This is a genomic window from uncultured Methanobrevibacter sp. (assembly GCF_902784195.1).
Taxonomy (GTDB): domain Archaea; phylum Methanobacteriota; class Methanobacteria; order Methanobacteriales; family Methanobacteriaceae; genus Methanobrevibacter.
The window spans coordinates 14,906-36,195 of sequence record NZ_CACZTX010000001.1 but is presented as its reverse complement, the minus strand read 5'-3'; the positions used below and the strand labels follow the sequence as shown (position 1 = coordinate 36,195).

Below are 21,290 nucleotides of genomic sequence, written 5' to 3'. Positions count from 1 at the left end.
ATGAGCTTTATAGTAGTTATGGCAGAACTTATACCAAAAGAAGGAGCAGAAGAGAAATTGATTCCTCTTGCAGAAGCATTGGTTGAAGCAACCCTTAAAGAGGAAGGAAACATTGGTTATAAATGCTTAAAATCAATTACAGATGGAACTTTCACTTTCGTTGAAGAGTGGGAAAGCGTAGAAGCATTAAGTGACCATCTGAATTCAACTCATTTCAAATTATTCTCAAAGGAATCTGCTGATTTAGCAGAGGATATGGAAATTAAAGTGCTTAGCGCTGAAGAAGTAAATTTATACGAATAAATAATTTTTTAGATAAGTTCATTACTTATCTAAATCTTTTTTTAAGACTTTTCCTAAAACATTTTCTAAAACTTTTTTAAAAAAATATATTTCCATATCTCAAAACTATTAAGAAAAATTTTATTAAACACTTTTTTTAAATTAATATTATGAATATTATAAAAAATCTGCCTTTAGCAATCACTGGTCTAATTTTAGCAATTCTATCATTAGGTAAGATTTTTACAGATTATAGCAATATATTTTTTATTATCGGATCAATCATCATATTTTTAGTTCTGTTAAAGCTTGTCTTTCACTTTGACATTTTCATAAATGAACTGAATACACTGATTACACTAAGTACATTCGGTACATTTTCAATGGCTCTAATGCTATTCAGCACATATCTTAAGCCATTGTTCATGCCATTGTCTCAAAGGATTGCTTTTGGAATATGGATTTTAGGAATAATACTCCATTTATCAATACTTCTAATCTTTACTAAAAAGTATGTTATTGATAAATTTGATATTGAAACCGTATTCGCTACCTGGTGGATTGTTTACATTGGAATTACAATGGCTTCAATTACAGCTCCAGCATATGACTTGCAACAATACGGGTTTATCTTCTTTGGAATAGGTTTCATACTTATGATACCAACACTCATTTTAGTCTCATACAGATACCTTAAGTTTACTGCAATAGAGGATAAAAATAAACCATTCATTTGCATTTACACTGCACTTTTCTCAATCCTTATTGTTGGATACGTGAATGCATTGAACATTAATGGAAACTTCTTAAGCTTAATCTATATAGCCGCATGCATTTTTTATGTTTTTGCAATTTATCAGGCCATCAGACTATTGGTTTTAGAAAAATTGCAATTCATGCCAAGCTTTTCAGCATTTACATTTCCATTTGTAATAAGTGCAATAGCTACTGGTGAAGCGTATAAATTCTTTGGATTTAGTATTTTAAACTATTTATTCTATATACAAGCAGCCATAGCATTGATTTTAGTAATATTCGTTTCATACAAATACTTGAAATTCCTAATGGAAAAATAAAGGATTCATTATGAATCCTATTAAAAAAATAGCAAAAATAATTAAAAAAATTAATTCAATTCAAACACTTTAATATCCTCATAGATTGGCCCTTGAGGGGTTAAAGTGCTCTTTTTTAAGCAGATTTTAGAAACAGTGAAATTTCCAATTTCAATATTTTCCAATTTTTCAATTGTTTGCCTTATCTCTTTTTTATTCTTAGGACTTTTCACTCTTCCGATAGTCAAATGGGAAATGAAGTTCCTTTCCTTCTTGAATCCTAATTTCCTGAATTCCTTATCAAGGTCCTTTTGAAGATTAATTATTGGAGAGCCTTCATCCAATCCAAACCATAGAACTTTAATTACATTTTTATTTGGGAAACAACCACATTTCTTAATATTCAAATCAAAAGAAGAGTAATTTTTTATGACTTTATTGACTGCATCAGCAATATCTTCAACCATATCCAAATCAATGTTTCCAAAGAACTTCAAGGTAAAATGCATGTTCTTTGATGGAACATATTTTATATTGGCATTTGTCTTCTTAAACTCCTTTTGAACATCTAGAATCTTAGGCACCAATTCTTGATCAAGTTCAATGGCTAAAAAGCTTCTGATGGTTTCAGATTTACTTGTTTTCATATGAACACCCTAAATTATCTTTTAATATACTGTCCAGGATTCAAAAAGTCATCTAAAGAGTTTAAATAATCTTTTGCTAATTCATCACCAGTCTTATTGGAAATGCCATAATCAAATTCAGTATTTAAATCATTAAGGAATTCATCTATTTCAATAGGAACACATTCATCACTGCAAATAGCTTCCTTAATGTTCTTTCCAATCTTGAAGATATGTATATGATTATCATCTAAGGTTTTCTCTAAAAATTCTTTTGCAGTCTTAAACTCTCTTTCCCTTGTTAAAACCATAAATTCATCTAAAGGATATAAAGCATCCTGCCATTTCTTCTTGAAATTGTCACAAGCTTTCTTAGGCCATACTTTAGGACCTTTGTGTATGTAGTATTTTCCTTGCTTGAATACATTGAGCTCTATGGTAAAAATAACGAATCTCTCTTCATCTGTCCAATAATCATATTTAAATACAGAAAATTCTTCCATCTCTATCTTTTCACAAATGGAACTTACAGTCTTAAGCAACTGCGGATGAAGAGCATCAGCAGACATTTCTGGAATAGGGAACTTAATGACTAATGTTTGAGTCTCCCTATCTTTAAATGACTCCATTATATAATTAGCTATTTCTTCATTGGATTTACCGAATAAATGCTCTTTTTCTAGAGGCTTGAAGAATTCAATTATCTTTTCCTGCTTTTCTTCCTCATTCAAGTCATTATCATCAGCAATGCCTAAGAAGTTTCTGGAAGCGACAATGAAATCAACATACCTTTCCATTCTTAAAGCTGCACCTACATTTCTGTTTTTGTCTGTTGGATCAATGAAAACAAGAGGGTCATTCTTAAAGAGAGGATTTCCTGCTGTACCAAAATCTTCCAAATCAATTACAGTGTGCCTTTTCCAGTTTTGAGCAGTTCTTAAAGTGGCTTCAAATGTTCCATACTTTAAGATAAGCAATTCACATAAATATCCTGCAAAACCACCTGTCTTGAATTCAGAACCATAAGTTCCAACAGCATCCATAAACTTCTTAAGCAATAGAACCTCATCTTCCTGCTCTTTTCTTAAATGCCTTTGAATATATTTTGTATGCAAAATTGTTCTATCAACAGCAGAAATAATGGATTGGCCCTCTCCAATAGCATAACAAGGAACTATATCAACTTCAAAGCCATCTATGTCACAGGTCAAATAGGGATGGGAAGCGTAATGCTCTGAAGGGTTTCCATCTAATGCTTCATTGGTTTTATATGCAATATCCAAACCCTTTTCCTTAAGGTAATCCATATCTGTATCAATAGGAAAACTAATGAAAATGTCTATATCAGATTTACCTCTTAACCAAGTGTTTTTTGCAACAGAACCAACAGCATTGGCTTTAGCATCAATGCCTTCTTTTTCGCAGAGTTCATTAATGAAATTAATTACCTTTTCAGTAGTTCCATTAACTGCATCAATCTCTTCAGAAGTTGGTCTTAATTGTTTTAATATTGATTCATAATTCATTGTTTAGTCCCTTTAGTTAATTTAAAATCTGATTTGAAATATATAGTCGTTATAATTATATTATAATTTTTATTAGTTTTATAATTTTATAATTTTTAGAGCTTATTATAAAAGTAGAATTTCAAAATAGAAATAAAAAGAATATATAAAAAGTTAAAAAAATATAAAAAAAGCTAAAAGAATAAAGAAGAAAATTAAGCTGTTGTCTCTTCCTTATTTTTAGCAAATTCACCTAAGAAATTAACTGGTTCTCCTGCTTTTGCCCTGTCATGATACTCGGCTGTTGCAGAGAACAATGCATCCCCACTTGAGTTAAGAGCGGTTTCACAGGAGTCTTGAATTACCCCAATGATGAATCCGACAGCAATGGCTTGCATGGAAATGTCTGCAGGTATTCCAAACAATGAACATGCCATTGGAATAAGCAATAAGGAACCTCCAGCAACACCTGAAGATCCAGCTGCTGCCAATGTAGAGATAATACATAAAACAATGGTTGTAGGCAAGTCTACACTAATTCCCAAAGTATGACAAACAGCTAAAGTCATTATTGTGATTGTAATGGCTGCACCTTCCATGTTGATTGTAGCTCCAAGTGGAATACTGATTGAATAGAAGTCCTTATCAAGACCTAATCTTTCACAAAGTCTCATATTCACCGGAATGTTCGCTGCTGAACTTCTTGTAAAGAATGCAGTTATACCACTTTCCTTAAGGCAAGTGAAAACAAGTGGATAAGGATTGCGTCTTAAAGCGAATGCTGCAATCAAAGGATCTGTAATCAATGCAACTGTTGCAATACAAGCGACAAGGAGTAAGATCAATTGTCCATATTGAATGAAAATGCTTAAACCGCTTTCTGCCACTGCACTGAATACAAGTGACATAATACCTATTGGAGCAAATTGAATGATTCCTTTTACAATCAAACTTGTAGCGTTTGCACAGTCTTCAAATACATTCTTTGTTGTGGGACTTCCAACTTGCTTCAAGCAGATACCAAATACGATTGCCCAAAATAGGATTCCAAGGTAATCCCCTTGAGAAAGTGACTGCAATGGATTAGTGAATATATTCAATAGCATGTTGCTTATGACTTCACCTAAACCTCCAGGAGCAGTTACTTTACCTGCTTGTGTAAGATGCATTGACACTGGGAATAGGAAACTGCCAGTTACTGCAACCATAGCAGATAGGAATGTTGAGAAGATATATAAAACAATTACAGTCTTGAATCTGCTTCTTATACCCTCTCCTGCTTTAGACAAAGCTGAAGCAACCAATACAAAAACAAGAAGTGGAGCAATAGCTTTCAATGCACTTACAAACAATTGACCTAAAAGCCCAATCATTTCATATTGTGGGACTGCAAGACCTAAAATTGCCCCAATGATTAATCCAATAAGTATCTTTAATATTAGGCTGGATTCAACCCATTTTTCAACATATTTATTCATAAAATTCCTCTAAATAATCATTAAGATATTAAAATTATTAAGTTTGAAATACTAAATTATTTAATAATTCAATACTTAATTAGATATAGGATTTTATAATGTAAATAATTATTGAAAAAATTATGTGAAAAATGGGAAACTAATAATAAAAAACATTTAAAAAAATATGGAAAAAAGAGAAAATATAAAATTAAAAAATATTTAAGTTAAAAGTTTAAAATAAAGAAATAAAGAAAGGGATTAGTCTAATTTCTCTTTCCAATCCTCATTGTCATCATTAATGTTTCTTAATCTGTAGAACCTATCAGTGACTATTTCACATGCATCATACATATCTTCGAAACCATCAGCACTTTTTCTGCTTTTAGCTATACGGCTACTGCGGATTCCAATATCTGAAGCTTCAGAGTAAGCGTCAATATCTGCTCCTATGAATACAAATTCCCATCCGCTACTTTCAATTAAATTCTTTATTTGATCCCTTTTGAACTCTCTGGAAGCATTTTCATAACCATCTGAAGTTATGATACACATAGCGGAGCCTACTTTGTTTTTATAGGTGTTTACAGTTTTTCCAATTGAATCAAGCAATGCTGTTAATCCTCTAACATAATACTCTTTTTCAGTAAGTGGCTCAACTTTAGATATAGGTTTTCTGGAATATAGGACTTCATATCTGTCATCAAAGAGAATGGTTGTTACAAATATATTGTGGTTTTTCTTTGCTTGCCTTTCAATGAAAGAATTGAACCCATTAATGGTATCAGTTTCACTGCCCCCCATAGATCCGCTTCTGTCTAAAATGAAGAATAAATCCATTTCCTCATCTTCAAGACCAATATTTGCAATTTTTTCATCACTGTAGTCATCTACAACTATTTTATTTTCATTTCTCATATCATTTCCCCCTTTTACATTATTTTTATTTTTGTTTTCTTGGTATGTTTCATTAAAATTTTCTTTCATTTCTTCAAGATCAGAGATTTCACCAGAATCCTGATTGTCGATTTTTAAACTTTCATTATCCATAAAATACCCCCTTTAGTTTAGATTATAAAAGTAAAAATTTTTAAAACAACATTCACTCCCCCCTTTTAGTTTATTTAACAGCTAATGTGATAAATGGTGTACTCATTAAATATAGTGAATGTTGAAAAATGATTAGCAAACTAGATATCAACCCCCTATTTTGAAGTCATTTTTCTTCGACAATAATAGTATGAACTTCATAGTATATAAAGATGTCCTTTTTTTTAAGAACAAATGAATAAAAATTAAGAACATGGTAAAAATTTTCATGGATTCAACATTTCAAACTTAAAGATGTGATTAAAAAAATCATTAAAAACAAATTAAATTTAAAATAAAGGACAAAAAGACTTTTTAAATACATTTTCTAACAACATTATATTTCTGTTACTTATAAAGCTTTGTAGTTGATTGAAATTAAAAATAAAAAAATAAATTTTAAAAAAAAGTTGAAGAAATAAAATAATTAAAAATAAAAAAATAAAATTTAAAAAAAAAGTTAAAAAATTAATTATTAGAAATTAAAAAATAAAAAATTAAAAAAAGAAATTAAAAAAGTAAAAAAATTAAAAATTATCCTACTTTCTCAATTTTGATTGGACCATCGTTTTCTGTGTAATAAAGCACATAGGTTCCTGGTTCCATTCCTTCATGTTGACCTGTTTCATTTTCGGATACAGTGAAAGTTTGCTTTTTCAATACATCACCAGAATCTACGGCATTAGAGTTTGCATTTGTATTGTTTGCATCATTAACTGTTTTATTTGCATTAACTGCTGATGCATTTACATCTGTAGTGTTGACAGTTAAATTTTGAGTAATGTTATCAGTTAAATTCTCTGCATTATCAGTTAGGTTTAAATTAAGCACATCATTGTTAGGAACAAGATGCAATGCAACAAAACCGACAGCAATAAGAGCTATTAATGCAACAATAAAAGCTATAATAAGTTTTTTATTCAACATATTGAACCTCCTTAATGAAATTAATAAATTAAATAAATTAATTCTTAATAATATTTATGTTGAAGATAAATTTAAAAATATCTATTTTTTAGTAAAAAAGTATAATTTTATCATTTACAGATTTAAAAATAGCTATTTTTTAGTAAAAAAGTATAATTTTATCATTTACAGATTTAAAAATAGCTATTTTTTAGTAAAAAAGTACAATTATCTAAATGAAGGTTTAAAAAATCTATTTTTCTGCAATAGATTCATCCTTTCTTTCATATACAAATTTAGGAACAGCATGTTTAAATGGATCGAATGTTTCAGGATTCTTTACCTCAACGCATTTCATGCTTACTTTAGAGTGAAGGGAACTAGGAAGTCTTAAAATCCTCTTTAAATCAATGGTTACCTTTGCATCAATTGTTGCAAGGTTCACTCTTGCCATGGCATTTACCATATCCTTATACCTTCTTGGACCAATAGCCTGCTTGAATGATCCCCAATCATCATCGTAAAGGTAATCCCTATTCTTTACCATGTCCTTCAACAATCTATTGTTGATTCCATCAAGCTTCTCATCTCCCTTCATGTGAAGAATGTTATACTTTACCTTTTCAGTGAAAATCGCGGGATAAGCTATTGGAATTGAGAAATGCTCAAAATTATAAGGCTTTCCACTTGGATTTGGATACTGTGATTTTGGAACTTCCGCTCCAGCAACATATTTCAAAACCTCTCCCCTTAAGTCACTGTCCGCTTCCATCATTACAGGGTCAAGTATCCTTATGTGGAATCCCCTTCCTGAATAAATAAGATGTATGTTCTTAAGGCCTAAATCACCTTTTAAAGTGTCTAGCATAATGTTTACTCTCTCAAGAGCTTCCCCTAAGCAAATCTCGCATACTCCATCGCAAGTGCAGGAGCGAATAGGCAAATCCTTTGCATCAATATCAAATATGTATTCTGCCTTTTCCCATCCTCCACGATTTCTTGGACTTGCATAAAATGCCACAGAAATGTATGCTGCAAATGGTGCTTTAGTTCTTAAAAATCGCTTGAGAGGCCTTGTTCCAAAAAACACTTTATAACGGTCATTAGGACCATGACCTAAATGATCAAAACCGAATTCCCTTTTAGTGATTCCATCTGCGATAAAATCTGGAATGTCCTTTTCAGACCATTCTTCCCTGTAATATCTCCTTCTTTCTTGGATACTTGATTGTCCAAACATATAATCACCAAAAGATAAATTCGAAAAATAAATTAAATTAAAATATTTATAAATTTCATAATTTATTAATTAAAAATAAAATAAATTAAATTAAAAAAATTATAAATTTCATAATTTATTAAATAAAGTTTTTAATTGATTTAAATAAATATTATATATAAGTAAAAATATTTATGACTTATATAATACTTAAAACTTATTATAATGAAAATAGCTAATGAAAAAAGCATAATTTGAAGGAAAATCAGCTAATAAAAAACTGGAATGGAGAATTGAAATGCTAAGTGAAGAGGAACTTAGAAGACTTATAGAAAGCTTAAGCATAAGGGAAATCATAGAGCCAGCATTGGATAAGTGGATAGCTTACGAATCAACCGGAAAAACAATCATCAACCTTAAGACCGGAAAAGTTCAAGGAATTGGATTGAATATAAACGAATTGCTTGATATGAACCATGACAGCGAGCATATTGAACTATACAAAATAGAATCTGAAGAGGAGCTATATGATGAAGAGGAGATTCTAGATGATGATGAATACGAAAGATTTCTTGAATTTAAACTAAAAAAAGAAGAGAAAGAAGAGTATTTTGATGACTATGATCCAGAACTCTTGGATGAATTCTGCAATATTGAATCAATAGACAAAAAAGAAAGACAAATAAGGATTCTAATTGAGGATTATGAGGAATATCATTTCAATAACTATCAGGATTTTGAACATTCCATAATCTTAAGATACTACGATGAAGAGGATTATACATATTAATAATTTTTATCCAATTTTTCTCTAAATGATTTCATCTATTCTTTAGAATCAGTTTTAGAATCCCCTTTAGAGCTATCATCAGAAGGCAATTCCCCATTCTTGCTCATTATCCATTTTTTCCTTGAATAATAGCTCAATGGATTGTTAATCTTAGCGCAATCCTTATTTTCCTTACAAAGATGTGGCAAATGCATCTTGATCTTTTCACAACTCATTGGAGTGTACCATTTGGTCTCTCCCTCATTTTCAAGACTTACTTCCTCATGCATTCCAAATCCTAATTTTGATATGATGTTTATCTTTTCCTGAGGCTGGTCCTCAAACAAAGGAGGAGTACAATTGTCTGCTGCTTCAAAGATAAGAGGCAATATCTCATTTAAGGTAATGTTAAGGTTTGTATCAATGTCTGAAACCTTTACTGTCCTATCAGAGCCAAAAATACCTGGATAGAGCCTTGCATAAGATACAAATGAAGTTAAAAGAAGAACGATAGCATCATTTCTTCCACCTGATGACACACCATTTACAGTGTTTTCAATGCATGGAGGGAAAGCTTCCCTAATGAGTTTTCCAATTTCCATATTGCCGTAAGCGCCACCGCTTGCATAATAAGTGCTGTATTTAGCTAATGATTCAGTAATAGTCTCATCAAGCATTTCACCTAATTCAACAATGGCAGGATGCATTTCAACTATAGCCAATTGATCCTGAATTGACTTTATGTAATCTTCAGTCTTCTGCATCAATAGCTTAGTTAAAATAAGCTCTCTCAAATTGTCTCCAATCAAGATATCATAAATCCTCTCTGGAGACCTATCACTGAATTCATCACCAAATGAGTAAACAAACTCTTCCCTATCCAAAACTATTTCTCCATTTTGAAGAACCAGATCTGTCAAGGACAATTTCTTAGTGGCCACTAAATCCTTTAAGAAAGACCATTCAATGCCATCTTGAATAAGCAAATCGCTTAAAATCTCTTCTACAGCCTCTTTCCTTTCAGATAATGGAAGCTTGATCAATCTGTCCTCAATCATCAAACCTTGGGATTCCACAAACAGCTTAACCTCACGGGAACCTGGCCTAAACTTATTTGCAATAGCTTGAGCCAATATGTGAAAGACAATGGTATCATATTCAGCTATTCTTTCATTGAAAAAATAAGCATAATCGTTAGGATTAAAGTCCTTATTGTTTTTACGTTCAATATACCATTTTATACGATTTAAAGCCAAATCGACAAGAGTTTCAGGAACAACCTCCTGATTGGAAATGGTCTGACGATTGGTATGAATAACAATATCCATAAGATCATCATTATGTGAATATATCTCTTCAAGTCCACCTAATCCCCTTACAATATTCCTTCCTTCCTGTGATAGGGGATTCAAATAAGAAACTAAAACCATTTAATTACTCCTAAGCTCTCATGACTATTTTCAACAAAAATAATATATTGATATTTTTAAAAAAATCAGCTTTTATATATTATACTATAATTCAATACATTTAAATAATTTTTTATAGGGTTGATGAATTTTTTTAATTAAATTACATTTTCTAAAATAAACCTAACTTAATTAAATGATAAAAATATTGATTTGATGATTTAAAATTATTAAAAACTTGATAAATCATATTCAAATTAAAAAATAACAATTATACAATTAAATTGACTTGAAATATTAGCAAATATTTAAATAATGATAAAATAAAAAGAATATCTATGGATTCAAAAGGAATAATCAATATAGAACTTTTATTTTGCATCTTGATTCTAATCCTGCTTTTAATTGTAAATCTGCCTATGATAGAAAAAGGCCTAAGCTCAGATATTGAAATTCATGAAAACAGCGAAGGCAGATTTTTAGCTAACCATATTGCAGACTCGATAAATGAGGTCAATTCAAATGAATATGGATTCAGGAAAAAGATCAAATTGCCTGAATCCATTGAAGGGAACTTTTATAAGATCATTGTAACGGAAAGAGAGACAATAGTTGAATTTAATAATAAAAAAGGAAAATCAGTTATTAATCCAATTAAACTTATTGATACAAGCAATAAATCAATAAAAAGGATTGAATTATATAACGGAAGAACTTATTTGATTGAAAAAACATTGATTAATGACAATAAGACTGATACAATCAATCAAAGTTCAATGTTGATTAGACAGATAAGTGATTAAAAAATTTATAAAAACATTCAAGTTTATCTAAAGGAAAATATTATGAAAATGGATACGAAAGGCCAAATAAGTGTAGAATTACTGTTATTAATCAGTTTTTCACTTATTTCGGCAATCCTATTAGCAAATGCAATAATTGATGCCAATGAACTAAACGTGGCAATGGCTTCAGCAAGAGATGGTGCTTTTGAAGGAATCTCATCAAATGGATTGGCAATTTATCCAAAGGAATCCTATGATAACTATTCAAAAGATTTCAGGAAGCAATCACTCTTAAGGGAAAAGAATATAAAAATAGTTAATATAAGCCAATCCATAAAAGGAAAGGACAGTTTCAATAGGACAAGAATACAATTGAAGATTTATGCATCATCTCCCAATGTGAAAACAAAAGAAGAGAAGGAAGCTGTTGGAGATCGTATAAATTATAATGTTAGAAAAAGCATAACACAATCTTTCAAAAGTGAGAATATTACAAATAAACTGTTTAATCCTGCATTTTCAAATAAGTACAGTTTCACTACTGCAAATGTAGTTTGGGTTTGATTGGCAAAAAATCTTAAAAAAAGAGAAAAGAGAAGATGAAAATAAAATTAATAAAAATTTTAATAGTGAGAGAAAATAGAAAAATTGAAAATAAAAAATATTTAAAAAAAGAATAATGAAAATAAAAAATATTTAAAAAAAGAATAATGAAAATAAAAAAAGTATTAGGATATTATCCTAAATAATAGAAAATATCTTTTAGATGAATGAATTGTGCAAATGTTTGATTGTGAGTAACTCCAGGCATTAAAATAGCTACAATTATTCCAAGTATACCAAATAAAATGCCAATACCCCAAATCATCATTACAGCAGTTTTTTCATCAACAGGCTTTCTTAAAACAAATCTGATTAAAGATTTGAATCCTTGTTCAGGCCTTACCAATTTACCATCATCATTTAACTGAGTAGGCTTATGCTGTTGCCTTTCCATAACTCCAGCACTATAGAATTTAAGTGCTGCATCCATGATATTAGGCAAAAGAACAATAAATGCAATCAATTTTACCCTACCAATAAATGCAATGGCAGCAATGGTTGCTCCAATGATAAGTGTACCGGTATCTCCAGGGAAAACCTTTGCAGGATACTTATTGTAATAGAGGAAAGCAATTAAGGTACCTAACATGCTCATGCTTATAATAGCTACATCATATTTTCCAAGGATGATACAGCTTATTGTAAGGGAAGTCATAGAAATAACTCCAAGACCTGATTCAATACCATTCAATCCTGCAAGCATATTGGTTAAATTGGAACAGATAGAAACAGCTATTGGAATCAAGAGCATGTACAAAAGACCAACATTAGGTGGTGCAATCCACCATAATGGGATACCTGCCAAAAAGAGCAAGAACAATTTTTCCTTAGATGACAAGACAATCAAGTCATCCACCATACCAACCATTCCAACAAGTAAAACTACAACAAGAACAACTACCAATTGGAATGTCAATGTTGGGAAAAGAATTATACCTACAAAAATTCCTATAATAAAACCAAATAGTATCCCCATACCACCCATTTCAGCTACAATAGGTCGAGAGGATTTATGGATATCCTTTCCTATGATTTCTGCCTTCTCAAGCTTACGAATAAGCCATGGCATGACTAATCGAGTACTGATAAATGATAAGATCCCACAAATCAATGCAATAACAACTAAAGGCAATGTGGGAATTGAAATTAAACTTGACATTTTTACACCAAATATTGTTTAATCTAAAATTAATTCCATAATAATAAATTACGAGAATCAATTATTAAAAATTTAATTATTGAAAATTTAATAAAATTATTAATTAATTAATTTACTAATTTAATTAATTTATTTTTTATTATTTATATTAAATAAACTTTTTATAAAATTCATGACATGACAAAAATAATATATAAAAAATAACTAAAACCATAAAAAAGTAATAGCCCATCTACATATAACAAATTCAAATAAGCAAAATGCCAATTAAAGTTTATTATATTAAATATATAGTTAATTAAATTAAAATAACATGGTATAACTATCAAAAATATCAATTATTAATTTTATTTTTCTACTAATGAATTTTTTGTTAAAAAATGAGTCAAAAATAAGCATATTTTATAGAATTTTTTCTCAAAAATGAAATTTATGAGAAAAATTAAAAATTAAAAATTTTAAGAAAAATTTCATTAAATAAAAAAAGTGTAAAATCAAAAAATTATAATCTTAAAAAAATTAAATTTTAAAAATAAGTTCAAAAATAAAAATAAAAATAAAAAATTTAGATTTTATAAAAAAATAAAAAAATGAAGATAAAGGATTAATCCTCATCTTCTTCGTCTTTTTTTCTTTTTAATGGTATAATGCCTAAGAATACAAGTACAAATAAAAGTGCTAAAACTGGGTTTCCAGTAGCTTTAGTAGACAAATCAATGCCATTAGCATGACCTTTATGATCATTAGAGCCATTATTGTTATCTTCTATGACTTTAATGTATCCACCATCAACTACAGATGATTCATATTTGTCATCACCTGTGTAGAAAACCTTAATTGAATGTTTGCCCACTTTCAAGCCACTTACTGTAAATACAGCTTTACCATCTTTGATTTGAGAAGTGTAATTTTTGCCATCTATTTCAATAGTAACCTTACCAGTTGCGTCTTTTGGTAGAGTTACAGTGATTTTACCATCTTCACCCACTTTAATTGTTGGTGCACTAACATCAATATCCGGTTTAACCTTAGATACAGCGAATGTAGTCTCATTTGAACTTTCAGTGTAATTTTCACTTCCAGGGTATGAAACAGTTACAGTGTGATTGCCTGCTTTTAATCCTGGAACTTTAATACTTGCCTTACCGTTTTTAGGAGTTACAGTATATTCTTTTCCATCAACAGTAATTGTTAGTTTTCCAGGAGCAGCGCTAGGTGATAATTCCACATTGATGACTGCATCTTCGCCAACCTTGATATCATCAACAGATACTGTTACGGATGTTTCCTTTTTAAGTACATTGAAGACATCCTCATCCTCTGCCTCGTTGTAGTTTTCATTACCATTGTAATGAACTTTAGCAGGGTAAGTGCCTGCTGCCAAGTTTTCAAGGTCCCATTGTGCCTTGCCTGAATATGGACTTAGCCAACTTGCAAATAGAATATGACCATAACCATTTTCAAGTGGCAAGGTTACACTAGCACCATTTACATAGATAGTGACAGTACCTGGAGCATTACAGGTTACTGTAAGCTCTTCTATATCACCATAGATAATGTCATAAACATGAATCTCAACTATTGCATCAGCTTTAGCAACTTCAAACTTGCCTTCTGTACTATTTGTTTTATAGTTGCCATCACCAGAGTAATCAACATGAACTGTGTAGTTACCTGCATTCAATCCAGGAACAGTGATTTGTGCACTTGCCTCATCAATAGGAACAGTTTCACTATAAACAGGAGTGTCATCCTTTGAATAGATAGTGATAGTCACACTACCAGTAGCATCATCATTAACAGAAACGCTTATTGTTTCCTCTTCACCATAAGTGATATTCTCAGTTTCTAAGTTTACTGGAGTATCAATCTTATTAACGGTGAAATTAGCTTTACCGATTTCTGCATTGTAATTGTTATCACCAGAATATTCAACTGTGACATTATATTTGCCAGCAGACAAATCAGGAACAGTGAAACTAGCTTTGCTACCACTAAGTTCAGAACTGTTACTATAAACAACATCACCTGTTTCATTTTTAACTGTAATGCTTACAGTACCTGTTGCGTCATCATTAACTGTAACATTAATGGTTTCGCTGTCATGATAATCAATATCACTTGCATTAACAAGAATTGAAGGATCAATCTTGTTTACAGTGAAATTAGCATTACCATCAGCATGTCTATAATTATCATCACCATTATAGCTAACAGTCACATTATACTTACCTGCAACTAAATCGTCAACATGAACAGTGACAGCACCATTAGTAAGATTATGGGTTTGATTATAGACAACACCACCAGTTTCATTGAAAACGACAACAGTCACATTACCAGTAGGAATATCACCATCCACACCAGTCACATTGACTTTAATGGATTCACTGTCATGATAATCAATGTAAGTGGTATTAACATTCACACTAGGAGTAGCCTTACCAACAGAGAAATTAGCAACAGCGCTTGATGGATTGAAGTTATTGTCACCATTATAAGTCACGTTAACAGTATAGTTACCGCCGAGTAAATCAGCTACAACTACACCAACAGTACCATTCACGATAGGAACCTCAGGCAATACAATAGGCTCATCCAAAGCATCACCAGTAATGGTAATGGTCACATTACCAGTAGCACCATCAGTAACATTATACTTGATGATTTCATCTTCACCATAAGTGATGTTAACAGGATCCACAGTAACACTGGAATCAATTGGATTTACAGTGAATTTAGCTTTGGAACTGTTTCCATTGTATTTGTAATTTCCCGAATAAGCAACAGCTATAGTGTAATTGCCTACAGGTAAAATCATGTCATTAATGGTCCAGTCAATCACTTTGCCATCATCGCCAATAGTGATGATTATTTGGCTAATGTTTTCAAATCCGATTGCATCTTCACTTGTAATGTTCATAATAAGGTTTCCAGTGAAGTTTCCACTTGTGCCATCTGAACTAACTGTAATGTTGATATCTTCCAAAGATCCATAGATGATAGATGGAATAGGAACAACTTCCACGGTTGAATTCCATTTGCTTACATTGAACTGGGCAGTTTCATCATCAGGTATGTAATCATTGTCTCCATTATAGATTGCATAAATGTAATACTGGCTTGCATTTAATCCGGTAAGGGTTATGTTTGCTTCACCAGAACCATTTAAAGAAATGGTATCATTGAATATTACATTTCCATCTGTATCGTTAATGAATACAGTGATATTGCCGGTAGGAGTGTCCTTACCTGTAACCTTGAAAGTGATTCTTTCCTCATCGTCAACATAAATGTTCTCACAATCAATATCTAGTTTGGATGGGACTCTCACGATTTCATATTCAGCACCAGTGTAATAATTATCCTCTGGATGGTAAACTTTAACTAAAGATACAACAGCACCATCTAAAGACAAGTCAAAGTTATAGTTACCGTCTTCATCAGTGTAATTGGTTAGATTATATTTCAATTCACCATTTACATCATAGACTTCCATGACCACAATTTGATGAACTTCATTGTATGAATTAGCTGAAAGAACATCATCAGTATTGGTTGTTCCTTCGCCAACTCCTCCACCATTTACACCACAGTATGTAACATTATTGAAAGTGCCTGAATTTGCTTTAATACCGTTTAAGAGATTATCTTTTCCTACAAATGTACCGCTAACTGTTAAATGGTCATCTGCAAATATATAATTCTCATTTTCCCATTTATCAAATGAAGCTTGGTTTTCAAGCAATTCAGTATTGCTCATGTCAATTGTAGCTGTACTAATAGCGGAACCGGATTCCGCCTTGTTGTATTTGAAAGTGGACTGATCTACAACCAAATTGGAATTTTCAGTTGCTATTGCACCACCAAATTTAGCAGTGTTGTTTTCAAATGTAGATCCTGATACTTCAAGGTTGCTAGCAGTGTAAATAGCTCCACCGGAACCATTACATGAATTTGCAGTGAATGTTGAATTTACAACATTGATATTTGCATGCAATCTAGCAGCACCACCATTTCCATCACTGGCAGTAGCGCTGTTATTTGTAAAGTTATTGTTTACAAATGAGGATATTGTTGCTGCATCATCAATAAACAATGCACCATAATTAGGAGCATGGTTATCTGTGAATGTGTTGTTTTCAAGTTTCACATTTCTAACAAGAGAATTCATATATATAGCTCCTGCTGACTGTTGAGCAGTACAATTATCAAAGTGACAATCTGCAATAGTAATATTATTCACAAGATTACTACCATCACCTTGAAGTCTTATTGCACCTCCTCCAAGAGTACTGGTACAGTTAGTGAAATTACATCCAATGATTTGATTGTTATTACCCTGTTGAATTTGTATAGCTTGCACACCACCATAATTAGTAGATCCGGATGATTTACCACAATCAATAAAGGTGTTATTAACGATTAAACCGTTATTTCCAATCCAAGTAAGGACTCCTCTACTACCAGATGTACAATTAATGAATTTGCTGTTGGATATTATTGTTCCACTAGCTTGGGTACCACCAGTAGCACCTGCATAAATTGCACCACCGTTCTTTTCTTTGTCCACATGACAACTTTCAAAGGTACAGTTATCTATCTGACCGTTTGTACCAGGGTACCAGTGGACTCCACCTCCATGACCTGCTGAAGTGTCATTATAGAAATAACAATCCTTAATCAGACAGTCTGTAGATTTTTCAAGCCATTCCACTCCACCTCCAAAATTGGAAGCGCGACCATTTGTAATGTTACATCCGATAAGCTTACCACCAATCATATTTGCTACCATATAAACATTAGCACCATTTTTTGCAGTGTTATGGTCTATAATGGAATAGCTGACAGTGTTATTGTTACCTTGATAGTAAACACCTCCACCATTGTTAGATGCCTTATTGTTGGAAATGTTAGTATTGTTAATGATGTTTTCCTTACCATAAATCCATATTCCTCCAGCATCATTTGCAGAGTTATTCAAAACATTACAGTTATCCAAAAAGGTATTACTACCATCAATGTATATGGCTCCTGCGCCAAGAACAGCAGTGTTGTTGGTGAAGTTACAATTGCTTAAGTTAGCATTGTTACCAATGATATACATTGCTCCACCATAAGACTTGCCCTTATTGTAATTGACAGAACATTTGTGGAATATGGAATCGCTGATGTTACAATTGTTTCCAGTTAAAAAGACTGCTCCACCTTGGAGAGGTTTATCACCAGTATAATGATTAGCAAAAACACGGCTATTGGTAATGTTAAGTTTTTCCAAATTCATATTGTTTCCGCTTAGAACAAGGGTACCTCCCTTGGAACTGCCTTCAGAAGGGTTTCCATAATAGTAACCTTCTGAACTGTCAGCGTAATTGCCAATAGCAGTTAAATTATAGACTCTACCATTGTCACCATTCCATTCGATTGCACCACCATCATTGTGAGCAACATTGCCAATAAAGACAGTATTATTCAAGGTACAGTCCTTACCTTCAATGTAAATTGCACCACCATCTTCACTTGCAGTGTTGTTGGTAAAGTTACAATTTACTATATTGGTATTGTTACCCCAGATGTACAATGCACCACCGGAAGCGTTTGAATTATCCTTATAGTAAACTACAGAACAATTTGTGAATGTAGAATTGGTAATGTTACAGTTATTACCGGATAAAGCTAAAGCTCCCCCTTGGACGGCACTACTTCCTGAGTAATGTTCACCATTAACAAAGGTATTGGAAACATTTAGTTTATCCAAAACCATATTGTCACCGGCTATAAGAAGAGTTCCTCCTTTGGAACCACCGTTTCCACAGTCTGCATAATTTCTGGAAGCGGTCAAGTCATAGATTACTCCATTGTCACCGTTCCATTCGATTGCACCACCATCATTGTGAGCAACATTGCCAATGAAAACAGTTTTATTCAAGGTACAGTCCTTACCTTCAATGTAAATTGCACCACCATCTTCACTTGCAGTGTTGTTGGTAAAGTTACAATTTACTATGTTGGTATTGTTACCAAGAACATAGATTGCACCACCTGATGAATTTTCTACTGTGGACTCAACGGAACAGTTAGTGAATACTGAATTGGTAATGTTACAGTTATTACCAGTTAAGAAGATAGCACCCCCTCTAAGGGCTCTTTCTCCACCATCTTTATAAAGACGACTGTTGGAAATATTGAGCTTATCCATATGGATATTGTTACCTGTAATTAGCAAGGTACCTCCATTAGGATTACCGTTTTCACCATCAGCTGTATTGCCGGAAGCATTCAAGTCATAGATTATACCATTTTGACCATACCATGCGATCGCACCACCATCGTCATGAGCGATATTGTCACGGAAAACTGTATGATTCAAAATACAGTCACTTCCATCGATATAAATAGCTCCACCCTTTTCATAAGCGGTATTATTGATGAAACTACAATTTTCCAAAGTAGTGTGATCTCCGTGAATGTAAACTGCTCCACCATTTGTGTCATAATCTGTGTCATAATCACTTGAATCGGTTGTTTTAGCATTTCTAAAGGTGATTCCATTCAAGAACACATTATCAGATTCTATAACAAAGATTCTTGCTAAGGAATTTGCATCAATAATGTGATTGGCACCTATGATAGTGATTGGAGAGCTGATGACAATACCGTTTTTAAAAGCATCGTCATCCCCATCAACGAAAGTAAAATCACGATTCAATGTTAAGGGATTCCCTGAGTAAGTTGCATTGTCAATAAGAATCTTCAAATCTGTGAAACTGTTTCCATTGCCATCTGCAGATAGAATATCATTGTCCGGATTGCTTTGGGAAAGTTTCTCTCCTTTTGCTGGAATTTGAGAAATGTCCCCATCATCAGCAACAACACTATCTATAAAAGCATCATCTTCAATGCTGGAAGCAATATCTGAATCTACATTATCAAAATTGGATTCAATCACTGAATTATCAATTAAACCGGAATCAGCGCTTATTTCAGCAGCTGAAACCATTGGTAGGGTAAATAAAAGACATATGCATAATCCAATAAGAATTAATGTCTTATTATTCATCAAATTTTTCCTCCATAATAAAAATTTAATCAATAATGAAAAAATCATACACTCTTTAAATTTCTGCCATTAACGCAATATGGCCAATTTAAAGCCCATACGATTTTTAAATTCAACAACTCAATTATATATTAATATAATTTCATTCAAATTAGAAATTTTATAATATTTTTAATAATAAAATTTCTTCACATGGACTTAATAAACATAAATTTAATACAAAGTTTTCGATAATTTTAAAAAATATTTCTTAATTAAGTTAATATAATAAACAAAAAAATTGAACAAAATTCAATTAAATGAGTCTTTACTTAACTAAGATAACTTTATAATTTTCGATGAAAAACTATCAAAAATCGTCCATATTACTTTATATATTTATATAAAATTATATATAAGTATTACGAAATAGTCTTAAAAATTGATATAAAAATCATTGATTGAATAATTTTCAAAAAGTTAATAAAATAGAATCTTATTAAAATTAAAAAAATGAGTTATTAAAATAAAAAAATAGACTATAAATAAAAAAAGGGATATTTATAATTAAAAAATGGACTATTAAAATAAAAAAAGGGATATTTATAATTAAAAAAGGGACTATTAAAATAAAAAAAGGAATATTTATAATTAAAAAAGGGACTATTAAAATAAAAAAAGGGATTATTAAAATAAATAAATTATTTTTTATTCAAGATATAGTAGACGGACCTAACTGGAATGTCAAGCTCTTTGGAAATCTCTTTAGGCTTTAATCCTTCTTCTTTAAGTGATTTTACCTTTAGCCTGCATTCATCATCATACTTTCTCTTATAATGCTTTACATTGATCTTGTCAAAATACTTTGATTTAATATAATTGACATTTGCAACAGGCATTTCCAATATATCAGCTATTTCTTCAGAACGTTTTCCTGCATTGAACAAATCAACGACCTGATTGATTTGAGTCATGGAATACTTTTTCTTGCCCCAATTATATTTTATCTCAATTGAAACCCCTAAATTGTCTAAAGCCTTAATGTAATCTGGAGAAATCCTATTATAAATGCTTTGAGGGCAAGTGATTCTTTTTAAAGATGGGTAAGTGTCCATCAATTGAATGATCTTTTGGGATGTGAGCTGTGTTGAAATATGAACTTCTACAGCATTGATGTCATAATCAGAATCCAATTCCAAAGGCTTTTCATCAAAGATATCCAACTCTTCCTTTGAATCGATATCAAGATTGTCAAAGTCTAGTGTCTCATCGTTGAAGTCTTCGAAATCATCATCGAATTCATCATCAAAATCATCGTAATCCTCAAAATCATCATCGAATTCATCATCAAAATCGTCAAATTCATCAAAGTCTTCAACCATATAGC

The 21,290-nt window shown here is 31.5% G+C and carries 15 protein-coding genes; 5 read left to right on the top strand and 10 right to left on the bottom strand.

Going from position 1 to position 21,290, the window contains the following annotated elements; genetic code table 11:
• Both QZU90_RS00125 and QZU90_RS00120 read left to right on the top strand, forming a co-directional pair.
• The gene (locus QZU90_RS00125) at positions 1-303 is read left to right on the top strand and encodes a putative quinol monooxygenase (protein ID WP_295606342.1); all 303 of its coding nucleotides are present in this window, start codon (positions 1-3) and stop codon (positions 301-303) included.
• A 149-nt stretch (positions 304-452) separates the two neighbouring features.
• Entirely contained in the window at positions 453-1,358 is a 906-nt protein-coding gene (locus QZU90_RS00120; RefSeq protein ID WP_295606339.1) for a hypothetical protein, read from the top strand.
• A 50-nt stretch (positions 1,359-1,408) separates the two neighbouring features.
• Here the strand turns inward: QZU90_RS00120 and thpR are convergent, their stop codons facing one another.
• The 6 genes from thpR to priS all read right to left on the bottom strand — a co-directional run bounded on the left by thpR (position 1,409) and on the right by priS (position 8,160).
• Positions 1,409-1,984, bottom strand: a complete 576-nt coding sequence (thpR, locus tag QZU90_RS00115) for an RNA 2',3'-cyclic phosphodiesterase (RefSeq protein ID WP_296854689.1) — start codon at positions 1,982-1,984, stop codon at positions 1,409-1,411.
• Between the two features lie 14 nt (positions 1,985-1,998).
• Positions 1,999-3,489, bottom strand: coding sequence for a CCA tRNA nucleotidyltransferase (gene cca / locus QZU90_RS00110; RefSeq protein ID WP_296854686.1), 1,491 nt, complete (start codon positions 3,487-3,489; stop codon positions 1,999-2,001).
• Positions 3,490-3,683: 194 nt separating this feature from the next.
• The gene (gene sstT / locus QZU90_RS00105) at positions 3,684-4,946 is read right to left on the bottom strand and encodes a serine/threonine transporter SstT (protein ID WP_296854684.1); all 1,263 of its coding nucleotides are present in this window, start codon (positions 4,944-4,946) and stop codon (positions 3,684-3,686) included.
• Between the two features lie 240 nt (positions 4,947-5,186).
• On the bottom strand, positions 5,187-5,975 hold the full coding sequence (locus QZU90_RS00100; protein WP_295606327.1) for a vWA domain-containing protein: 789 nt from the start codon (positions 5,973-5,975) through the stop codon (positions 5,187-5,189).
• Between the two features lie 573 nt (positions 5,976-6,548).
• Positions 6,549-6,941, bottom strand: coding sequence for a hypothetical protein (locus tag QZU90_RS00095; RefSeq protein ID WP_296854681.1), 393 nt, complete (start codon positions 6,939-6,941; stop codon positions 6,549-6,551).
• A 232-nt stretch (positions 6,942-7,173) separates the two neighbouring features.
• Entirely contained in the window at positions 7,174-8,160 is a 987-nt protein-coding gene (priS, locus tag QZU90_RS00090; RefSeq protein WP_296854679.1) for a DNA primase catalytic subunit PriS, read from the bottom strand.
• Between the two features lie 277 nt (positions 8,161-8,437).
• On the opposite strand from priS, the gene QZU90_RS00085 reads away from it, so the two are divergent.
• Complete coding sequence (locus tag QZU90_RS00085; RefSeq protein WP_296854677.1) at positions 8,438-8,929, top strand: hypothetical protein; 492 nt, start codon at positions 8,438-8,440, stop codon at positions 8,927-8,929.
• 35 nt (positions 8,930-8,964) lie between these two features.
• Here QZU90_RS00085 and QZU90_RS00080 read toward each other — a convergent pair whose 3' ends face one another.
• A complete protein-coding gene (locus QZU90_RS00080) occupies positions 8,965-10,338 on the bottom strand; it encodes a DNA primase (protein WP_296854675.1) in 1,374 nt (457 codons plus the stop codon).
• Between the two features lie 317 nt (positions 10,339-10,655).
• Here QZU90_RS00080 and QZU90_RS00075 point away from each other — a divergent pair, with 317 nt between their 5' ends.
• Positions 10,656-11,120 carry a hypothetical protein gene (locus QZU90_RS00075; RefSeq protein WP_296854673.1) on the top strand — a complete coding sequence of 155 codons (465 nt, stop codon included), beginning with the start codon at positions 10,656-10,658 and terminating at the stop codon, positions 11,118-11,120.
• Positions 11,121-11,162: 42 nt separating this feature from the next.
• Positions 11,163-11,666, top strand: a complete 504-nt coding sequence (locus QZU90_RS00070) for a hypothetical protein (protein WP_296854671.1) — start codon at positions 11,163-11,165, stop codon at positions 11,664-11,666.
• Positions 11,667-11,838: 172 nt separating this feature from the next.
• On the opposite strand, the gene QZU90_RS00065 is transcribed toward QZU90_RS00070, so the two are convergent.
• The 3 genes from QZU90_RS00065 to QZU90_RS00055 form a co-directional block, all read right to left on the bottom strand.
• Positions 11,839-12,864 (bottom strand): multidrug transporter, encoded by a 1,026-nt coding sequence (locus QZU90_RS00065; RefSeq protein WP_296854670.1) that lies wholly within the window; start codon positions 12,862-12,864, stop codon positions 11,839-11,841.
• Between the two features lie 604 nt (positions 12,865-13,468).
• The gene (locus QZU90_RS00060) at positions 13,469-19,924 is read right to left on the bottom strand and encodes an Ig-like domain repeat protein (protein WP_296854668.1); all 6,456 of its coding nucleotides are present in this window, start codon (positions 19,922-19,924) and stop codon (positions 13,469-13,471) included.
• A gap of 680 nt (positions 19,925-20,604) precedes the next feature.
• Positions 20,605-21,285, bottom strand: coding sequence for a hypothetical protein (locus QZU90_RS00055; RefSeq protein WP_296854666.1), 681 nt, complete (start codon positions 21,283-21,285; stop codon positions 20,605-20,607).
• Positions 21,286-21,290 lie beyond the last annotated feature (5 nt).